Source organism: Synechococcus sp. PCC 6312, from assembly GCF_000316685.1.
Lineage (GTDB): Bacteria > Cyanobacteriota > Cyanobacteriia > Thermosynechococcales > Thermosynechococcaceae > Pseudocalidococcus.
This window is the reverse complement of record NC_019680.1, coordinates 1,474,813-1,493,183: the sequence shown is the minus strand read 5'-3', so window position 1 is coordinate 1,493,183 and position 18,371 is coordinate 1,474,813. Positions and strand designations below refer to the sequence as shown.

Genomic DNA, 18,371 nt, shown 5'->3' with positions numbered 1-18,371 from the left:
GCAACCTGGGCTTTAATGCCGGAAATAGCGACGATTCGTGAACACCATCACCAGGCCGAGCTCATTGGCTGCTTGGATGGACTCTTGATCTCGTAAACTGCCCCCCGGTTGAACAATTGCCTTCACTCCGGCGGCGGCGGCGGTTTGGACAGAATCAGCAAAGGGGAAAAAGCCATCACTGGCCAAAACAGCCCCTTGGGCAGCCGCAGCCGCATCGGCCAAGGCAATTTGCACCGAACCAACTCGATTCATTTGCCCAGCCCCAATGCCTAGGGTTTGTGACTGTTTGGCGACAACGATGGCATTAGACTTGACGTGCTTAACCACTTTCCAGGCAAAAATTAAATCCTGCCACTGCTCTGGAGTGGGCTGGGACTGGGTGACAATTCCCCATTCATCAGGGTTTGGCGCATGATCGCTGGCTCCTTGGGCTAAAAATCCCCCAGCAATGGTACGAATGACTACGGGTGGCCCGACTGCCAAATCTGGAGCCACTAAAACTCGGACTTTGGGCTTGTGGGCTAACTGGGCCTGGGCTTCCAGTTCGCAGCTTGGCACAACCACACATTCCAAAAAAGTTTGGGTCAATAATTCACTAGTTTCTGCATCCAAGGGGCGATTCAGGGCCACAATGCCCCCAAAGGCGGAAACACTATCGGCGGCGAATGCTCGCTCATAGGCTGACTTGAGGGTTGAGGCAGTGGCAACCCCACAGGGATTTGTGTGCTTAACAATGACGGCGGTGGGCTGATCGGAAAATTCCGCCACCAGGGAGCGGGCCGCCTCTAGGTCTAAGAGATTGTTATAGCTCAGTTCTTTGCCTTGGAGGAGTCTGGCGGCGGCCCAACCGGTGGGAGTTGTTCCTGTTCGATACCAGGCCGCAGCTTGATGGGGGTTTTCACCGTAGCGCAAGGTTTGCTGAATCACACCACTCAAGGTAAAGCTCGTGGGTAAAGGCTCTTCCAGGTCAGAATCAGTGGCGCTCAGGAGGTAACTGGCAATGGCCTGGTCATATTCGGCGGTGTGGGCAAAGGCGGCCTGGGCACATTTGAGGCGAAATTCTGGAGTAGGGCTGGCTCCTTCTTGCCGCAACTGCTGGAGATAGGCATCGTATTGATTGGGATTGGAGAGAACCGTGACATGGGCATGATTTTTAGCGGCGGCGCGGATTAAAGTCGGCCCACCAATGTCAATATTTTCAATCGCATCCCCAAAGGAGACATCGGCTTTGGCAATGGTGGCTTGAAAGGGGTAAAGATTGACCACAACCAAATCAATAGGTTCGATGGCCTGGGCGGCCAAGTCCGCTAAATCTAGCTCTAAGTTTCGCCGCGCTAGAATCCCCCCATGAATTTTCGGATGGAGAGTTTTGACGCGCCCCCCCAGGATTTCTGGAGATTGAGTATAGTCTGAAACTTTAGTGACGGGGATATTGGCGGCGGCTAAGGTTGCGGCTGTCCCACCACTGCTGAGGAGTTGAAACCCAAATTCTTCAACTAGGGTTTTAGCCAAATCAACCAGGCCAGATTTATCGGAGGTGCTGAGAAGTGCCAGGCGGGTCATGAACGTATCCAATCGCTACCTTCCAGCATAGATAACTTTGGACACAGTAGGATAATACCGTACTTGCCGGAATCAATCAGGGATCGCCTTGCCCCAGCATTATCTAATCTTCTACAAACCCTATGGGGTGCTCAGCCAATTTAGCCCAGAACCAGGATCTTCCCACCCCACCCTGAAGGAGTTTATTCCCATCCCTGATGTCTATCCAGTTGGGCGTTTAGATCACGATAGCGAGGGCCTACTCCTCCTGACCGATAATGGGCGATTGCAGCATTTTCTCAGTGATCCCCGCTACGGGCACCGCCGCACCTATTGGGTGCAAGTTGAAGGGCAACCCACCCCAACTCAACTGCAACAACTGCGCCAAGGGGGATTGAAAATTCAAAACTATTTAACCCGTCCAACCCTCGTCCAACACCTGGCCATTCCCCCGGATTTACCGCCCCGTGAGCCGCCAATTCGCTCTCGAGCCAAAATTCCGACAGCCTGGTTAGAGTTGACCCTTAGGGAAGGTCGCAATCGCCAAGTGAGACGGATGACGGCTGCGGTGGGCCTGCCAACATTGCGCTTAGTCCGATGCCAAATTGAGCACCTCTCCTTAGCAGGACTCACTCCAGGCCAATGGCGACCCTTAACGACCCAAGAGTTACGGTCTATTCAGCCAACACGGTAATATATGCCCCCTAAGAAGTCCGAGCCACCGCGGGTAATTCTTGATTTAACTTGCCACTGCGAAAGCCTTCTAAATCCAATGTCACATAGGTAAAGCCCCATTCCTGCCAGGCCTGGACGAGCGCCTCTAAATCTGTTTCAGCAATAAATTGCTTAATTTGCTCAGGCGGGAGTTCAATGCGGGCGGTTGTGGCCTGGGAACGCACTCGTAATTCTCGCCAGCCTAATTTGCGGAGATATTGTTCAGCCCGCCCCACTCGTTGCAGTTTTTCCAGAGTAATTTCTTCGCCATAGGGAAAACGAGAGCTTAAGCAGGGTTGGGCCGGCTTATCCCACCAGGCCAGGCCGAGTTCTTTGGCTAACTGCCGCACCTCTAACTTGGAAATTCCCACTTCTGCCAAGGGCGACCTCACCCCTCGTTCCTGGGCCGCCTGAATCCCCGGACGATAATCTTGGAGATCATCGGCGTTTACCCCATCTACCACATAGTCATAGCCAAGGGCTTGAGCCAAGGGTTTTAAGGTGTCGTGCAGTTCACTTTTGCAGAAATAGCAGCGATTGACGGGATTAGCCGCATAGCCGGGCCGAGAGAGTTCTTGGGTTTCGACAAGCTTGTGGAGAATGCCAATTTCGGCCGCATGATCCTCAGCCTCGACCAATTCTTCGGGTAATAGAGAAGGAGAAACCGCCGTGACAGCAAGGGCCTTATCTCCCAAAACATCCCAGGCCACCTTGGCGACCAAAGAACTATCGACTCCCCCGGAATAGGCCACCAGGGCCCGGCCCATTTCCGTAAACAGGGTTTTCAGTTGAGTGAGTTTAATCTCAAGAGATGGAGAAACTGTCATGAATTGCACAACCAGCAAAATTATAGAGTTGAAAAATTGAGTCTGGCCCCAGCAGCCTCTCTTCTGCATTTTATCCCGCTCCCTCCAGCTACTCTCACCGAGAGATTGATCCCCAACTTGACCCGGCCTGGTTCAAAACTGCAAGGACTGAGTTAGACTCTAACGTATCAGCCATATATTTTGTCCTGATAGTTTTCTTTATCTTCCTTTATATTCCCCTCATCAACTGCCCATGTTTGGACTTATTGGTCATCTCACCAGCCTCGATCATGCTCAATCTGTTGCCCGAGACTTAGGTTATCCCGAATACGCAGATCAAGGCCTGGAGTTTTGGTGTATGGCCCCGCCCCAGATTGTTGATGAGATTATGGTTACGAGCATCACCGGTAAAACCATTCAGGGAAAATATGTCGAATCCTGCTTCTTGCCGGAAATGCTGGCCCAACAACGGATTAAAGCTGCAACCCGTAAAATTATTAATGCTATGGCCCACGCCCAAAAACATGGAATTGACATCACCGCTTTAGGCGGATTTTCCTCAATTATTTTTGAAAATTTTAATCTCGAAAAAATGCCCCAAGTTCGCAATGTTGAACTAGACTTCAGCAAATTCACCACGGGCAATACCCACACCGCCTATGTCATCTGCCGACAGGTTGAACAAGCCTCGGCCCAACTTGGTATTGACCTATCCCAGGCCACGGTGGCGGTTTGTGGGGCAACAGGGGATATCGGCAGTGCGGTCTGTCGCTGGTTAGATAGTCGGTTAGATGTCGCTGATCTGCTGTTAGTGGCCCGGAACTCCGAACGCCTTCAGTCCCTCCAAGATGAACTGGGTCGCGGCAAAGTCTTACCCCTAGAAGAAGCCTTACCCCTAGCCGACATTGTAGTCTGGGTCGCCAGTATGCCCAAGGGTGTAGACATTCAAGCCGAGACCCTCAAGGAAACCTGTTTGATGATTGATGGTGGCTACCCAAAAAACCTAGGTACAAAGCTTCAACGACCTGGGGTCTATGTCCTTAATGGCGGCATTGTTGAGCACAGCTTAGATATTGATTGGCGCATTATGTCCATTGTGAATATGGATGTTCCCTCCCGGCAGATGTTTGCCTGTTTTGCTGAAGCGATGCTCTTAGATTTTGAAGGTTGGCACACTAATTTTTCTTGGGGACGGAATCAAATTACTGTCGAGGCGATGCAGAAAATTGGTGACGTTTCTCAAAAACATGGATTCGTACCGCTGTTGTTAGGGATTTAGGCGCAGAGCCTGGTTTGTGGTTGGGAAGTTTTGACTGCTTTACCCCAAATAGTGTTGAGAACTGACTCTATCAGACCGATTGTTATGGCTAATGTATAAATTCTAAGGAAACTCAAGACATGGCTCCCCCTGAACGCCGCCTCTTATTGGAGTTTGAAAAACCCCTGGTCGAACTCGAAGCCCAAATTCAACAAGTCCGCGACAAATCCTCTGAGTTAGGGGTAGATGTGGCCGAGCAAGTCCGGCAATTAGAGCAACGGGCCGCCCAAGTCCGGCGAGAAATTTTCAGCCAACTCACCCCAGGCCAGAAACTCCAAGTCGCTCGCCATCCCCGCCGCCCCAGCACCCTCGACTATATCCAGGCCATCAGCGATGAATGGATGGAACTTCACGGCGATCGGCGAGGTACAGATGATCCAGCCATTGTCGGGGGAGTTGGTCGTGTGGATGGACAGCCCGTCGTGTTGTTAGGCCATCAAAAAGGCCGGGACACCAAAGATAATGTCTTGCGGAATTTTGGCATGGCCTCCCCCGGTGGTTATCGAAAAGCCATGCGGTTAATGGATCATGCAGATCGCTTTGGGATGCCCATCTTGACCTTTATTGATACCCCGGCGGCCTGGGCTGGAGTCGATGCGGAGAAATTTGGCCAGGGGGAGGCGATTGCCTGTAATTTGCGGGAAATGTTTCGCCTGAATGTACCAATTATTTGTACGGTCATCGGGGAAGGGGGTTCCGGTGGAGCCTTGGGGATCGGGGTGGGGGATCGGGTCTTAATGTTTGAGCACTCCGTCTATAGTGTTGCTCCCCCTGAGGCCTGTGCAGCTATTCTCTGGCGAGATGCCCAAAAAGCACCCCAGGCCGCAGAAAGTTTGAAAATTACGGCGACAGATTTGCAACGGTTGGGGATTATTGATGAAATTCTGGCTGAACCCGTTGGTGCTACCCACAGTGATCCCGTCCAGGCCGCTGATAGTCTCAAGACAGCCATTCTACGTCACTTAAGCGAACTCCAGGCCATGAGTGGAGCCGAACGTCGCGAATTGCGGTATCAAAAATTCCGCCGCATGGGAGTCTTTACCCAGGCCAGCTAAACTACCCCATTCATTCACTACACCCCCCAGTTTATGTCCTCCTCCTCACCCCAACGCGCCCTCATTACTGGAGCCAGTAGCGGAATTGGTGCTGCCACTGCCTTAGCTCTTGCCCAGGCCGGGATTAACTTAGTTCTCGTAGGGCGTAATCAAGAAAAGTTGGCCCAGGTAGCGGCAAAGGCCATCGCCCTCGGTGTCAAAGCCCCCACCTTTAGCCTCGATTTAGCGGATATCCCCAACGTCAAAGCTGAAATAACAAAGGTTCTAGATCAAGTAGGGCCGGTACAAATTCTGATTAATAGTGCTGGCATTGCTCAAACCGCCCCCCTTGCAGAAATGTCCTTAGAGGCCTGGCAAGCAATTATGAACCTGAATGTCACCAGCGTCTGGCAAATCACCCAGGCCCTGATCCCCTCCCTCCGATCCCAGGGTTGCGGTACGATAATGAATGTGGTTTCTATTGCTGGGCAACAGGTATTTCCGAACTGGGGAGCCTACTGTGCGAGTAAGTTTGCCTTAATGGGACTCACAAAAGCTTTAGCCGCTGAAGAACGTCAACATGGAATTCGCGTCATTGCCCTTTGTCCGGGTGCTGTGGATACTCCCATCTGGGATCAAGGAACCATTGAAGGGAACTTTGACCGCACGGCCATGTTGTCGCCGGAAAGCGTAGCCCAGTCTATTCTCTATGCCATTCAACTCCCGCCCCAGGCCCTTGTGGAAGAACTCGTCTTAATGCCCTTGGGTGGAGCCTTATAAACACTTTGACACGATCTCATCCTTGACTGCGCTTGTTTTTGTTCTTTAACTTATTACTCTCATTACCCTTATCGCCATGACGATTTCTACCAACACGCTTAATTTGCCCGATCCTCCTGCCAACGGAAAACGCCTCACCACTGCCCCGATCTTGCCGGATCGCAATACCCATCAAGGCAAAGAACCCCTGATTCAAGCCCCACCCGCTGATGTAGCCAAAGATGAAATGATGGCTGCTGTCAAAACCATGCTCCTGAGTGTTGGGGAAGATCCGGATCGAGAAGGGCTATTGAAAACCCCGAAACGGGTGGCTGAGGCGATGCAGTTTCTCACCAGTGGTTATTCCCAGTCCCTAGAAGCATTGGTCAATGGGGCAGTCTTTGATGAAGGCCATGATGAGATGGTGTTGGTGCGTGATATCAGCGCCTTTAGCCTCTGTGAACACCATATGCTCCCCTTTATCGGCAAAGTTCATGTGGCCTATATTCCCAATCAACGGGTCATTGGCCTGAGCAAATTGGCTCGGATTGTCGAGATGTATGCCCGCCGCCTCCAGGTGCAAGAACGCCTAACTCGCCAAATTGCCGAAGCCGTGAATGAAGTCCTCGACCCGCAAGGTGTGGCCGTGGTCATGGAAGCCTCCCATATGTGTATGGTGATGCGAGGAGTTCAGAAACCTGGCTCTTGGACGGTAACAAGTTCCATGTTAGGCGTATTCCGGGAAGATCAAAAAACGCGGGAAGAATTTCTCAACCTGGTGCGGCATCAACAAAACTTTTAAGCTCTCCTACAACTGATTCTCGTGTTCCCTGCCGATTCAATAGTTAGACCGCTGAGTTACAGATGAGTTACAAAAATGAAGGGGACGGAAATTACAGCATGTGAGGAATTTAACTGACGTGCTGGTATAAGCCCTAAATCTATTGCACATGAGTGAAACCGTCTATATCGAAACCAGCATTGTTGGCTATCTCACAGCTAGATCAACTAAAAATCTAATTCTCGCTGCGAACACGGAGATTACAAAAGACTGGTGGGAATCTCGTCGAAGTGCCTTCACTCTCTACACTTCAGAGGCTGTTCTAGACGAAGTGGCGCAGGGAGACGAAGAGATTGCCGCTCAACGATTGGAAATTCTCCGCGATTTTCCCTTAGTAGCACTGAACCAAGCTGTACAAGGTTTAGCGGCACAATTCCTAACTCGAAGCAACCTCCCTCCAAAAGCGAGAGTTGACGCAATTCACATTGCCGCCGCAACCATTCACGGCATGGACTATCTGCTAACGTGGAATTGTAAACATATTGCGAATGCTCAAATCCAGGGAAAGCTGGCGGAGATTAGTCTTGATTTCGGCTATGTGCTGCCTATTCTCTGCACACCAAACGAACTGATGGGAGATTAGCTCATGTGGCAAGATGAGATTGTTGAAGAAATCCACCAAATCCGCGAAGCATATGCAAAGTCTTTCAACTACGACCTAGACGCAATATTTGAAGACTTACGCAAGAAGGAAGCTGCAAGCGGTAGAGAAGTTGTGAGCTTATCGCGAAAGCGCGGCCTAAAAACACGTTGGAGTGGACAGACGAGAGATATTGGTAGGGATGTCGAGAGTACTAGCCGCCGTTTAACCTAGCCGCTATGCTGCAAGTCCTCGGTGGAGGTGCAATCGAAAAATTGTCGATGGGACAGTACTTTCAGCGCAACAGTGAGACAAGCAAGGCGAGCACCTATACTGACAGCAAAAGCCCAGCCCCTTTCTTAAGATTATGACTGCCTCTCTCACTCCAGTTCTGACGCTTGAAGAGTTTCTCCGCCTTCCCTATATAGAGGAATCTCCGGCCTGGGAATACATCGATGGGGTTGCGATGCAAAAGCCAATGCCCAAAACTCGACACTCGATTCTCCAAATGCGATTGCTGAGTGAGATTAACCGTCATAGTCAAACTCATACAGCATTACCTGAACTGCGCTGTACGTTTGCTGGGCGATCTGTTGTGCCTGATATTGCCGTCATCCCATGGAATCGAATTCAAGTGAATGAGGTCGGAGAGCCAGAAGATAATTTTATCGTCGCCCCGGATTGGTCAATCGAAATCCTTTCACCTGCACAGAAGGCAAGTCGCGTCATCGATAACCTTTTACATTGCATCAAACATGGCTGTCGTTTGGGGTGGATGCTTGATCCAGATGATTATTCTGTCCTAATTTTTGCCCCAAACAAAGAACCCGCTGTTTGTCGGGGTGTTTCTCAGCTTCAACTCCTAGAGGACGTTCATTTAGAGCTAACCGCCGAGGAAGTTTTTGGATGGCTCAAAATGGATCAGCGTTAATGTATTCAGGAATAAAATAAGGTAGTTGCAGCGGATTGAGTATGTCAGAACAACAACCCATTCATGTTATTGGCGGAGGCTTGGCTGGAACCGAGGCGGCCTGGCAAATTGCCCGTGCGGGTTGGCCGGTGATTCTTTGGGAAATGCGCCCGACTCAGCAAACCCCGGCCCATCACAGCGAACATCTGGCAGAACTGGTCTGTAGTAACTCCTTTGGCGCAATGGCCAGTGATCGGGCGGCGGGGTTATTGCACCATGAATTACGGCAATTGGGTTCCTTGGTAATTCAAAAAGCCGATCAACATCAAGTCCCGGCCGGGGGCGCCTTAGCGGTTGATCGGGGCCAATTTAGCCAAGATTTAACCCAGGCCCTAGAGCAACATCCCTTAGTTGAGCTGCGGCGGCAAGAACTTCCAGAAATTCCCCGATCTGGTATTGTCGTGCTCTGTACCGGCCCGCTGACTAGTCCGGCCTTGGCAGCAGATTTGCAACGGTTCACGGGCCTGGAGTATTTAAGTTTTTTTGATGCGGCCAGTCCGATTGTGGTCGGGGATAGTATTAACCAGGATATTGCGTTTCTCGCCTCTCGCTATGACCGGGGGGAAGCCGCTTACCTGAACTGTCCCTTGACCCAGGCCGAGTATCAAGCCTTTTGGGAAGCCCTAAACTCTGCAGAACAAGCCCCCTTAAAGGATTTTGACCGGGAGACGGCGAAATTTTTTGAAGCCTGCTTACCCATTGAAGAACAGGCCCGCCGTGGGATTGAGACATTGACGTTTGGCCCGCTAAAACCCGTCGGACTCAGTGATCCGCGTTATCCCGATCAGCCCAGGCCCTATGCGGTGGCTCAACTGCGGCAAGAGGATAAGGCCGGGCAACTCTGGAACTTGGTCGGGTTTCAAACCAATTTACGTTGGGGCGAGCAACAACGGGTGTTTCGGATGATTCCTGGCCTGGAAAATGCCGAGTTTGTCCGCTTAGGCGTGATGCACCGCAATACCTTTTTGAACGCCCCAAAACTCCTGACAGCTACGCTTCAATTTCAAGATCAACCCAATTGGTTGGCGGCCGGGCAATTAGTGGGCACAGAAGGGTATACGGCAGCGGTAGCAGGAGGCTGGTTGGCGGGAACCAATGCGGTACGATTAGCCCAAAATCTTGAACCTGTGACATTACCGGAAACTACGATGAGCGGGGCCTTGATTCACTACATTAGTACCGCCGATGTTAAACATTTCCAACCGATGCCGCCAAATTTTGGGATTATGCCACCCTTGGAAAAACGAATTCGTGCTAAACAGGAACGCTATGGAGCCTATCGAAATCGGGCCTTGGCGGATTTGGGGGCCTGGTATGGTGAACTCATTAAGGATCTAGTCCCAGCGAGTTAGTGAAAGAAATACCAGCGGCAATTCTGGATCATCACTAGCCGGACTAGATACTCTATCAGTGAGATATTCCGATTCTTTGACAACGGGCGGGCTGAACTCAAAACACAATCATCTGCCAGGCCGGGTATCAATTCCCCAATCAAACAAGCCTGGAATAGAAAAATCCCATAGAATAGCTATCAGTCTTCACCTCGGCCTCTATGATCCAGTGGCTTGCCCTAACCAGGCCAGTTGAGTATTCCCAGTTGTTTGCACTTCCCCAGGCCCGGCATCGAGAATAAAAAAGACCACGCCACTGCTACAGGTAATATCTTGGACAGCGTGCCATTGCCCCTCTACTAAAATTTTGACCGCTCTGACTGCCCCTCGCCGCCAACTTCGCCAAACTTCACTCGCTGGAGATTCATACAACTGATCTCCTTCTGGAATCGTAATTTGGATGAAGGGAACCAAGGGAGTTTTAAGGGCTTTAATATCAGGAAAAAATGAGAATTGCCCCAAGGTTTGCCGAAGCTCGTCCCAACAATTAATATGGCGTTTGACCGATAGTTTAATTGGGTTTTCCCCAAGCTTTACCGTGGCAATCACACCAGACTTATTATCTACTAATTGCAGTGTCCCAAAGGCCGACTCAACCCGATAACTAGGATTTGAAGCAAGAGTAGATTCTCCTTGAAGCAGGGCTTGAATAAAGGCAGTAAAAAGCTCTTGATCATTCATTATTGGGCTTTGGGAATCTGTATTGTTAATTAGAATACTATAGCGTTATCCAAGTAAAGGGACATTGCAGCGAGGGAGGAATCTATAAATTCCCAGGCCGTGATTTCTCTAACTACTGCAAGCCGTACCTTTGTCTAAGCGAATGGCGCCCAACAAGGTTACAACCCTCACACAACGCTGACTAGCGGTTAAATTACCTTCACGGGGTTGAAACGTAATCCGGCCCGGAACCGTATTTCCAGCACTGACCTGACCATTGTACTCAAAGGTATATTGATATGTGCCAGTTGCTAGGGTGAAGTTAGTGGCCGTGGTACTAATTTGAATCTGATTGGCACTATCTCCTGTTAAGTCTGTCCAATTCCAATCTGTGACCGGGGTTGTAGAGCGATTGGCTGTCCATTGAACCCGATTGTTATTCGTCCGAAATGCCACCGTCCAAGGTAATTTTTCTCGGCGCGCCCCTGCCTGGGCTAGACGAATTGCAGAAACAGCACCGGATTGGGCTACTCGCATTCGCTGGTTACTCAGAAAACCCAACCAACTGGGAATCCCAATTGCTGCCATAATTGCAATGATTGCCACAATGACGAAAATTTCGGCAGAGGAGAAACCCGCATGATGACGTTTAGATAACAGAGAAGTCATAAATTTTTAGCCTAGAAGGTAGAGCAATAATCACCTAATCGTATGGATTGTTATCAGAAACACCTTTACTGAGGATAATAGCTGTAACAACCGGGCGAACCCCGGAATTGGGGGAGGTGAACCCTGGTTTGCCTTGGGTATTTCCCCGTAAGTAAACAAAGGTAGAGGTATTTTTGCCAACCCCGGCATCTGTTGAGGTTGAACCACTTGCTGCCGTATCAGAGCGGTTCAAAACACAGGCATAAAAACTGTTCACTTGGCCAGTAACCGAAGCTAAGGGAGTCCGCACATAGTTGGTTCGGCACGCAACCGGGGTTGCCCCTAAGGAGGCCAAGTTGCCGTCAACATAATCTGCGACCACTGGGGCCAACGCCAAGCTAGCCGAAGGGGCTGTTGCTTGTTGGTTGGTGTTGTTGCCATCGTAGGGCCAGCGCCGAAAAAATGCTGAACCAGCCGTAGCCGGAAAGGGATCCACATAGCCCGTAGTTAAGGAAAGGCTAGATGAAGTTAGGGTTGCATATTTACGAAGCACGTACCGCCGCAACCGGGCCGGGCCTGTAAAGTCAGCACTGGTACTAGTATCCATGTAATAAACAACTAACGTATAGGCTCTCCGGGCACTCTGGAGGTTTTGGCAATCTACTTGCAATGCTCCTGATGGGCAAGTGGTAGGAATCTGCCCCGTAATCCCAAAGTAGGGTACTAAATCCAGCACCCACATCGCCAAAACAGGATAAATATTAGTCCCAAAGTTGGGAATATGATTCACCAGGCCTGGACAGAAGTTGGCATCACTAGTAGTCCCTTGTCCTTGTAAGCAGCTACCGTCATAGACGTAAACGGCCTGACCTAAATCCGAAGTTACATAGTTCAGGGTTGACTGAATATCTTGCTCCACCTCAGTTTGGGAAGTTTGACGCACATCATCACTGAGGATATTAACCAAAATTGAGCCGAGGGTGACAGTAATAAGTACCCCAATCACCAAGGCAACCAATAATTCAACCAGAGTAAAACCTAGGAGCCGTTTCTGTTTTACTCCGTAAGGGAAGCGAGATAGTTTGGATTTAGGCTTCATAAACTATCCTAAGGCGAAGGACTGGGAGAGGGGCTTGGTTCTTGGATTAAGCAACGCAGATCACTGGTAGAGGTGTCTGTGGCTTGACAAAAACTGCCTTTGATAATGTTAGTCGTCAGGACAACCAAAGCACGGCGACTGGCCTCCGGTGATGCAGTCAGTGCAGCCGTTAAAGGTGTTGCCGGATCAGTTGTCACAGGCCCGCCCATTCCCTGCCATAGCCGCCGACTATAAACCCTAACTTGCATATCAAAATTACTAAAGTCTCTGCGGGCAACACCGGAAGTACGAAACTGTTGGACAACATATTCATGACGACCAAGGGTACGAATACAGCCGACCGAAGGACTAGAGGGCATCCCTGAACAATTTTGAATTGAAGTGGGTGGGGCTTGGGCATCCAGACTACCCGTTACAGTAGGGGGTAAGACGGCCCGAAACGCTGCATCCGTGGTAAAAAGTGTAGTGTCGCTGGAGAGGGTCGCAACCTTTACCCCAACGTCATCTATTTCCCCTTGGGCAACAGTTGTAGCTTGCTCAATGCGTTCATTTTGAACTCGGGTGGCCTGGAGCATCAGCACGACAGGGGGTAAAAACGCAATCAAAGCATTGGTGATGATAACAGCTACCAGGGCTTCGGCCATGGTGAGGCCGTGATGACGCAGCCAAAACCGTGAACCCCGATTCGTTGGAAAAATGCTCATAACGACTGTCCTGCGAGCTAGGTTGGACATCCAGTCACCGTTGGGTCAATTCGGCCACCACCAGAACGGGAGGCACATCGGAGGTTAAGAATATAGGGATCGTTGGCTGGTAATTCATTAAAGAAAACACTTCGGGAGTTGAGTTTACGCAAGAACCGTTCCGCCACAGGTCCGGCTGGAGCTAACTGTAAGCCTGGGTCATATCCCCAACGCCGTGTCGGTGCACCGTAATAGTTAATGCGTTCATTACCCTCATCCCCCGCCACGTTGTAGGCCGTTAAAGCAGGTACGCCAGAACTTGACTCCCATTGATCCTGGTCAAAGGGGCCTGTGGCCTGGGTGGAGAAGTTGAGTTGCAAGAAGGAGCCAGAAATCCAAAGGTTTCCCCAGCCTTGGAGAAAGCGGGGGAAGTTGTGCATTCCACCATAGGACTGCCCAGGCCGGGAGGCCACTGTCGCACTAATAATCACCGCATTAACCCGCGTATCTTGCACACCCCCAGCGTTACGGCCATTACTGCCAGTAAAGGCATTCCACCAAGAGCCAGTGGCATTCGTAAAGGTATTCCACAGGCCCGTGGTGTAATCTACCTGCAAAGGTAGCCCGTTGGAATTGATGTAAACCGGAGTACTAGGATCAAAGGGATCTTCCCGCAGCCAAACATTATTAACAGGTAAGCCACCAGTTGCAGTTCCTTCTGTCCCATCACCCCTAGGACGATTAGAGTTCAGAAATGAAGTGACTAAGTTATTAGTATTATTATTGCACTGCAAATAAACTCGGTTGCCTGTCCCAGTATTATTCACTACCTCCCCTGTTCCGGTGCCACTTTTGGGATAGGTAGTCACTAAGTTTTCCGGGGAGTTTGCTGCCAAGTTGACCACTGTCAGATTGTAGGCCTCAGCAAAGTAATCATTGGCTGTTCCTGGACAGAAGTCTTGAGAAATAATGGAGACGGCATCCGCTAAAACTTCCGTTGGTCGCCAGGTGTCCGTTGTCGGCCGGGCAAAGTTAGTGTTTCGAGTGGTTCGATTCGTATAAAACTCGGTTACGTTATACAAACTACCTGTGGGCAGCTTTTGGGTAAACTCTTCGATCCGGTTGCCTTCTGCATTCGTCCCATTCGTGCTATGCCAATTAAAATCCCCTTGAATGTAAGCTGGGTTATCACTTATAAAGGTCAGGCCCCGAATGTTTTTGGAGGCAGCAATCCCGGAGCGATCTACTCGAATCCCATTCCGTAAACGGAACCCATGGGGACGGCGCATCGGATCAGCAAAGAAATCCACAGGTTTAATGGAAATCCCAAAGGTTGCTAGGGTTGGATCTGTGCCTGGGTTCGCCGCTGCATTCATCCAAGTTCCCGCTGGCCGAGCAATCCCATCTTCTCGGAGGGCATCTTCTCGGAAGGCGTAAACCATTCCACTCATCGGCAGCCAGGTATCACCGCCAATGGTTGCTCCCCGCAGCATACCCAAGTTGATATCCATCGTTCGCACAGCCATCTCTTCCCGGCCATTGAACATGGTGTTATCCAGGAAAGCTACGTTATAGACCTGATCCGCTGCTGCCGGGCCAACAATTTGGTTGTAGGTCGTCAGAGCGGTAGCTGTACTGGTTGGCGTTACCCAAGAACCGATGGCGCGAGGGGAGGCGGCAATGTCGTTGGGGTTTACCGCTGTGCCACCAGGGGGATTAAACAAGGGTTGGAGTGCCGTATATTTGCGAGCAGTATTGAAGGTGTAAAGAGGTAAGCGGTTGGTACTGGTACTTCCGGCGGGGGAAGGAGCCTCAATCAAGGCAATTGGGATTGTTCCACTGTTGGGAAAGGTTGGATTAGAAAGAGTACCCGATGTATTGCGGATATCGCTGATTGTCAAGTTTCCACTACCCGTTGGAGATGCAGTAACTACGCCAATATAGTTTGTGCCACTAATCCGAAAACCAACTCGATATTGATTGAGAGTATCAGCACTTTGCAGGCTACTAGGCAACAGATCTCGATTGATCCGAGCTACAGGAATATTAACTGCACCAGAAGTAGCTGTGTAAGAAGTGGCTGCTCCATTGTAGTTAAAGGTGAACCCTGGCGTAACCGTAACCCCAGTTGGTAAGCTACTCCAAGCAAAAGCTCCACTGTAGCCCCCTGTTGTGTTTGACGCACCGAACTGCCCAATTTCCAGGATGGGGCTAGTGGTAGCAGCATCTACAACTAACTGACGAGTCGCCGAGTTCCAACTGACAAAGGGATAAACCCCTCTTCCACTGAGAAAAACAGAATCCCCAGGTGCCAGCCGATCAAGCCAGGCTAAGTCATAGTTATAGTTCAAGTTTGAATCATTGGCCGCAATCGTAATCGTGGATCGAAAGGCACTGGCAACAGGTGTAGTTGCACTGGTGATCACTGCTCCAAATTTTCCGGGCAACCAAGTGGCTTTATTGGTTGCGTTATACCCCACAGCATTCCCTGATCCGGCTGCCCCAACTTCTCCTAAACAGAATAGAGTCCGTAAATTCGGGCGATCAGCGGGAATACCACACTGGTAACTAGTAGGATTGAGGTCGTAGGCGGCTTGCTCACGAATAGCCACAAGTCGGGCTAAACGAGTGTTGTTTTGTTCATTAGCAATTACCCCAGTTGTCCCTGGCCGGGCTGCCCAGTCGGAAACTAACCCGCTCACATACCTCTCTGCTGGAGAATAGCCAGAACTGGTAGCTAGATTAGTACTAATCCCTTGTCGTCTCAACGTCAGCACTGGGCGACCGCTGGCATCAATACTGGCCCTAGCTTCCGGGTTATTGGATGCAATCAATCCATCAAAAAGCAGAGGCACACCCCGATCTGTACTCGATGCAGTGGCATTGGAATCAAGGTTTAGAAGCTGACTACCAGTTCCGTTACCCAAGGTCGTTGTGTAAAAGTCATCAGCAGTTGTGTTGGTGTTATCCGGCCCTTGTAAAATATCAAGATTGTAGGCTAACATTCCCACACCACAGGCTGCTGACTGGATGTAAGATTGATCCGCCATGCTGAGGGTAGAAATATCCCCCAACTGTAAGGCCCGATAGAGATTAGAAAAGTCGCCGTGGGTAATATTGGCAAAGTTGGGATGCACTGTGCCCCCCGCTGCCTCTTGGACAGGTGGGAATGCCCCCATATACCGAGAACCACTGATGGAACGATCTGCCGAAAAACTGGTCAGGTTGGTGAGGGCCTGCAACATATTCGTGTTGATGCTCGGCGGGTTAAATTCCCAGCCATCTGTACCACGGCCGGTTAAAAAGTCAGGGAAAACCGTGTCTGTAATTCCCGTAACACCCCGATATTCATTAAAGCGAATACTCCGCAAGTGGGTTTGGGGTGTACCGCCGTGATGCGTACTAGCAATACAGGCCATCGGCGCATAACCGCCTGTGGTGTTGTTAGTATAAGACCCCCCAATCGGATCAGAGAGAGTTGAATCTGCCGTAGCCGCGCCTGTTACAGCCCCCACCCCCTTGTAGTGATAAAGCACCGTTCCTTGCACTGCCGCCAAATTATCCCGCAAAGCCCGATGTTGCATAAATTCATTGGCCCGCCCAGTTGTCCAGGCATTGGGAATATCTAAGGGCTTACCAACTTCCAACCGTTGTCCAACGATTAATCGCAACCCCTCAGCTCTGGCCCGGCGTTCCCAGTAACCATCCAAGCCAATTTCTTCCTTGGGTTTGTTGTCATCGGCCGCATCGTCCGGATCATTGTAGGGAGTATCCGTTAGAAGCTTCCAATTCGTACCGGGGATTAACTCACCCACCACAGAGCCAGAGGGAATTCTTAAATCTGGATCAGGGGTATTGAGATCCTTTCCATAAACCGGCTTAGGCCCATAGCGATTATCAGCCCGGTAAGTATCATCCACATAGGGCTTGTCACTGTCATCATTGTAAAGACGCTTGTACTGAGTGTAGTATTGGGTCGGCCAAGCAGAGTCCTTGATGGCCTGGTTCAGTAAATCTCCACTAGAGCGGGAAACACTCACATCTTCCGTAATAATTTTGACGGGGTTTAAGGCAATAGAAGCCGCCGTCCGCCCCCCAGGGTTAACTGAGTCACGAGCGGCTGTATAAGTCACATTTTGGGCCGGCGGATTGGCATCTCCAGAGGTAATTAGACCATCACCAGCACCAATAGAGTGAACAACCGTTGTGCCGTTATAGTTGTTGTCCCGTAAGGTACCATTGATAAACTGGCCCAAAAATTTGGTCGAATCATCTAGGCTACCGGGAACTGTAATTTCTGAAGAATCCCGAGAATAAATACAAGATTTTGGCGCGCTGACAAGATATGCGGAAAAGCTACTACCTCCCCCCATGTAAACACTACCTTCTGAGTGCATCGCCCCATTCCAGTTAAAGGCCGGGCCGGGAAAGATTTCTAAATCATTTCTGAACCAAGCTCCCCATTTATTCCCTTGTTCATAGCGGCGTTCCTGCATGGTTTCCACGGTTGCCAAGGCCCGCCCACCTCCGCGCTCAGTAAAGACAAAGGCATCAATCTGAAAGTTCTTGCGAACTTGGGAGGTAATTTTATCCCAGCCTGCCCCTGTCCCCAAACCAGCCCCAACTTCCGTCGAAACTGAGCATTCTCCGGCCCCTTCCGCCGAGGTGCGTAGGGGACGACTCCGAGTCACTAAGGCTGCTGCTTTTTGGGCATCGGTTTGATTGAGTTGAGTATCTGAAGGCCGACCAACTGTAATTGAATAGGCAATGACTGAGCTAGGGTCATCAGTAGGAATAAAATACCAAGCATTATCGAGAGTGCCATCCCCATTTATATCAATCCGGGTCTCACCTGTAAGGGTATATTCTGGGTTGTCCCGCATAATCTCTCGGAGCAAATCTTGGCCCGGAATCCCTTGGGGTAGGCGAGGATCAACCCTAAATAAATATTCCAGTTTTGATTTAGCTCGTTCAATGGCTGGCGTGGCCTGGTTTACCACCTCTAAGTCCTGACGTTGTCCAGAAACCTGGGTTGTCCGATTTAAGCTCCGAATTAAGAGCGCTCCAACAGTAATTGTCACAACTAAAATTACGAGAACCGCCGTCGGTAACACAAATCCTCTCGCTCGCCCTAAACGCAATCCCCGTTGATTTTGGCGTTGACCGCCCTTGAGCCGCCGCCGCATCCACTGGCCGAGCTGCCGAAACAGATGGCGTAACGTCCCCATTAACTTACGATAGGTACGCTTGCTCAGGCCAAATCGGTCATTACGCTTACTCATTAGAACATCAACCTTGGGAAATCAATAAACTGGACTCAATTCTG

16 protein-coding genes are annotated in these 18,371 nt (G+C 50.4%); 9 read left to right on the top strand and 7 right to left on the bottom strand.

Going from position 1 to position 18,371, the window contains the following annotated elements:
• Positions 1-12: 12 nt before the first annotated feature.
• Positions 13-1,563: a bifunctional phosphoribosylaminoimidazolecarboxamide formyltransferase/IMP cyclohydrolase gene (gene purH, locus SYN6312_RS07310; RefSeq protein ID WP_015124221.1), complete on the bottom strand. Its 1,551-nt coding sequence runs from the start codon at positions 1,561-1,563 to the stop codon at positions 13-15.
• A gap of 88 nt (positions 1,564-1,651) precedes the next feature.
• Between purH and SYN6312_RS07305 the strand changes: the two genes are divergently transcribed.
• A complete protein-coding gene (locus SYN6312_RS07305; RefSeq protein WP_015124220.1) occupies positions 1,652-2,236 on the top strand; it encodes a pseudouridine synthase in 585 nt (194 codons plus the stop codon).
• A 10-nt stretch (positions 2,237-2,246) separates the two neighbouring features.
• Here SYN6312_RS07305 and larE read toward each other — a convergent pair whose 3' ends face one another.
• On the bottom strand, positions 2,247-3,083 hold the full coding sequence (gene larE, locus SYN6312_RS07300; protein ID WP_015124219.1) for an ATP-dependent sacrificial sulfur transferase LarE: 837 nt from the start codon (positions 3,081-3,083) through the stop codon (positions 2,247-2,249).
• Positions 3,084-3,315: 232 nt separating this feature from the next.
• On the opposite strand from larE, the gene SYN6312_RS07295 reads away from it, so the two are divergent.
• The 8 genes from SYN6312_RS07295 to trmFO all read left to right on the top strand — a co-directional run bounded on the left by SYN6312_RS07295 (position 3,316) and on the right by trmFO (position 9,916).
• Positions 3,316-4,341 (top strand): long-chain acyl-[acyl-carrier-protein] reductase, encoded by a 1,026-nt coding sequence (locus SYN6312_RS07295; RefSeq protein ID WP_015124218.1) that lies wholly within the window; start codon positions 3,316-3,318, stop codon positions 4,339-4,341.
• Positions 4,342-4,460: 119 nt separating this feature from the next.
• Positions 4,461-5,435, top strand: a complete 975-nt coding sequence (locus tag SYN6312_RS07290) for an acetyl-CoA carboxylase carboxyltransferase subunit alpha (RefSeq protein ID WP_015124217.1) — start codon at positions 4,461-4,463, stop codon at positions 5,433-5,435.
• A gap of 33 nt (positions 5,436-5,468) precedes the next feature.
• Positions 5,469-6,194 (top strand): SDR family oxidoreductase, encoded by a 726-nt coding sequence (locus SYN6312_RS07285; protein ID WP_015124216.1) that lies wholly within the window; start codon positions 5,469-5,471, stop codon positions 6,192-6,194.
• A gap of 76 nt (positions 6,195-6,270) precedes the next feature.
• Positions 6,271-6,975 (top strand): GTP cyclohydrolase I FolE, encoded by a 705-nt coding sequence (folE, locus tag SYN6312_RS07280; protein WP_015124215.1) that lies wholly within the window; start codon positions 6,271-6,273, stop codon positions 6,973-6,975.
• A 148-nt stretch (positions 6,976-7,123) separates the two neighbouring features.
• Positions 7,124-7,597 (top strand): type II toxin-antitoxin system VapC family toxin, encoded by a 474-nt coding sequence (locus tag SYN6312_RS07275; protein WP_015124214.1) that lies wholly within the window; start codon positions 7,124-7,126, stop codon positions 7,595-7,597.
• 3 nt (positions 7,598-7,600) lie between these two features.
• The gene (locus tag SYN6312_RS07270) at positions 7,601-7,828 is read left to right on the top strand and encodes a hypothetical protein (RefSeq protein WP_015124213.1); all 228 of its coding nucleotides are present in this window, start codon (positions 7,601-7,603) and stop codon (positions 7,826-7,828) included.
• Between the two features lie 133 nt (positions 7,829-7,961).
• Positions 7,962-8,525, top strand: a complete 564-nt coding sequence (locus tag SYN6312_RS07265) for a Uma2 family endonuclease (protein WP_015124212.1) — start codon at positions 7,962-7,964, stop codon at positions 8,523-8,525.
• Positions 8,526-8,566: 41 nt separating this feature from the next.
• On the top strand, positions 8,567-9,916 hold the full coding sequence (gene trmFO / locus SYN6312_RS07260; RefSeq protein ID WP_015124211.1) for an FADH(2)-oxidizing methylenetetrahydrofolate--tRNA-(uracil(54)-C(5))-methyltransferase TrmFO: 1,350 nt from the start codon (positions 8,567-8,569) through the stop codon (positions 9,914-9,916).
• A gap of 198 nt (positions 9,917-10,114) precedes the next feature.
• Here the strand turns inward: trmFO and SYN6312_RS07255 are convergent, their stop codons facing one another.
• From SYN6312_RS07255 to hpsA, 5 genes are all read right to left on the bottom strand, one after another.
• Entirely contained in the window at positions 10,115-10,636 is a 522-nt protein-coding gene (locus SYN6312_RS07255; RefSeq protein WP_041430699.1) for a hypothetical protein, read from the bottom strand.
• Positions 10,637-10,744: 108 nt separating this feature from the next.
• Positions 10,745-11,284, bottom strand: coding sequence for a hypothetical protein (locus tag SYN6312_RS07250; protein ID WP_015124210.1), 540 nt, complete (start codon positions 11,282-11,284; stop codon positions 10,745-10,747).
• 34 nt (positions 11,285-11,318) lie between these two features.
• A complete protein-coding gene (locus SYN6312_RS07245) occupies positions 11,319-12,362 on the bottom strand; it encodes a hypothetical protein (protein WP_015124209.1) in 1,044 nt (347 codons plus the stop codon).
• An 8-nt stretch (positions 12,363-12,370) separates the two neighbouring features.
• On the bottom strand, positions 12,371-13,066 hold the full coding sequence (locus SYN6312_RS07240; RefSeq protein WP_015124208.1) for a hypothetical protein: 696 nt from the start codon (positions 13,064-13,066) through the stop codon (positions 12,371-12,373).
• Between the two features lie 17 nt (positions 13,067-13,083).
• Entirely contained in the window at positions 13,084-18,327 is a 5,244-nt protein-coding gene (gene hpsA / locus SYN6312_RS07235) for a hormogonium polysaccharide biosynthesis protein HpsA (protein WP_015124207.1), read from the bottom strand.
• Positions 18,328-18,371: the final 44 nt, after the last annotated feature.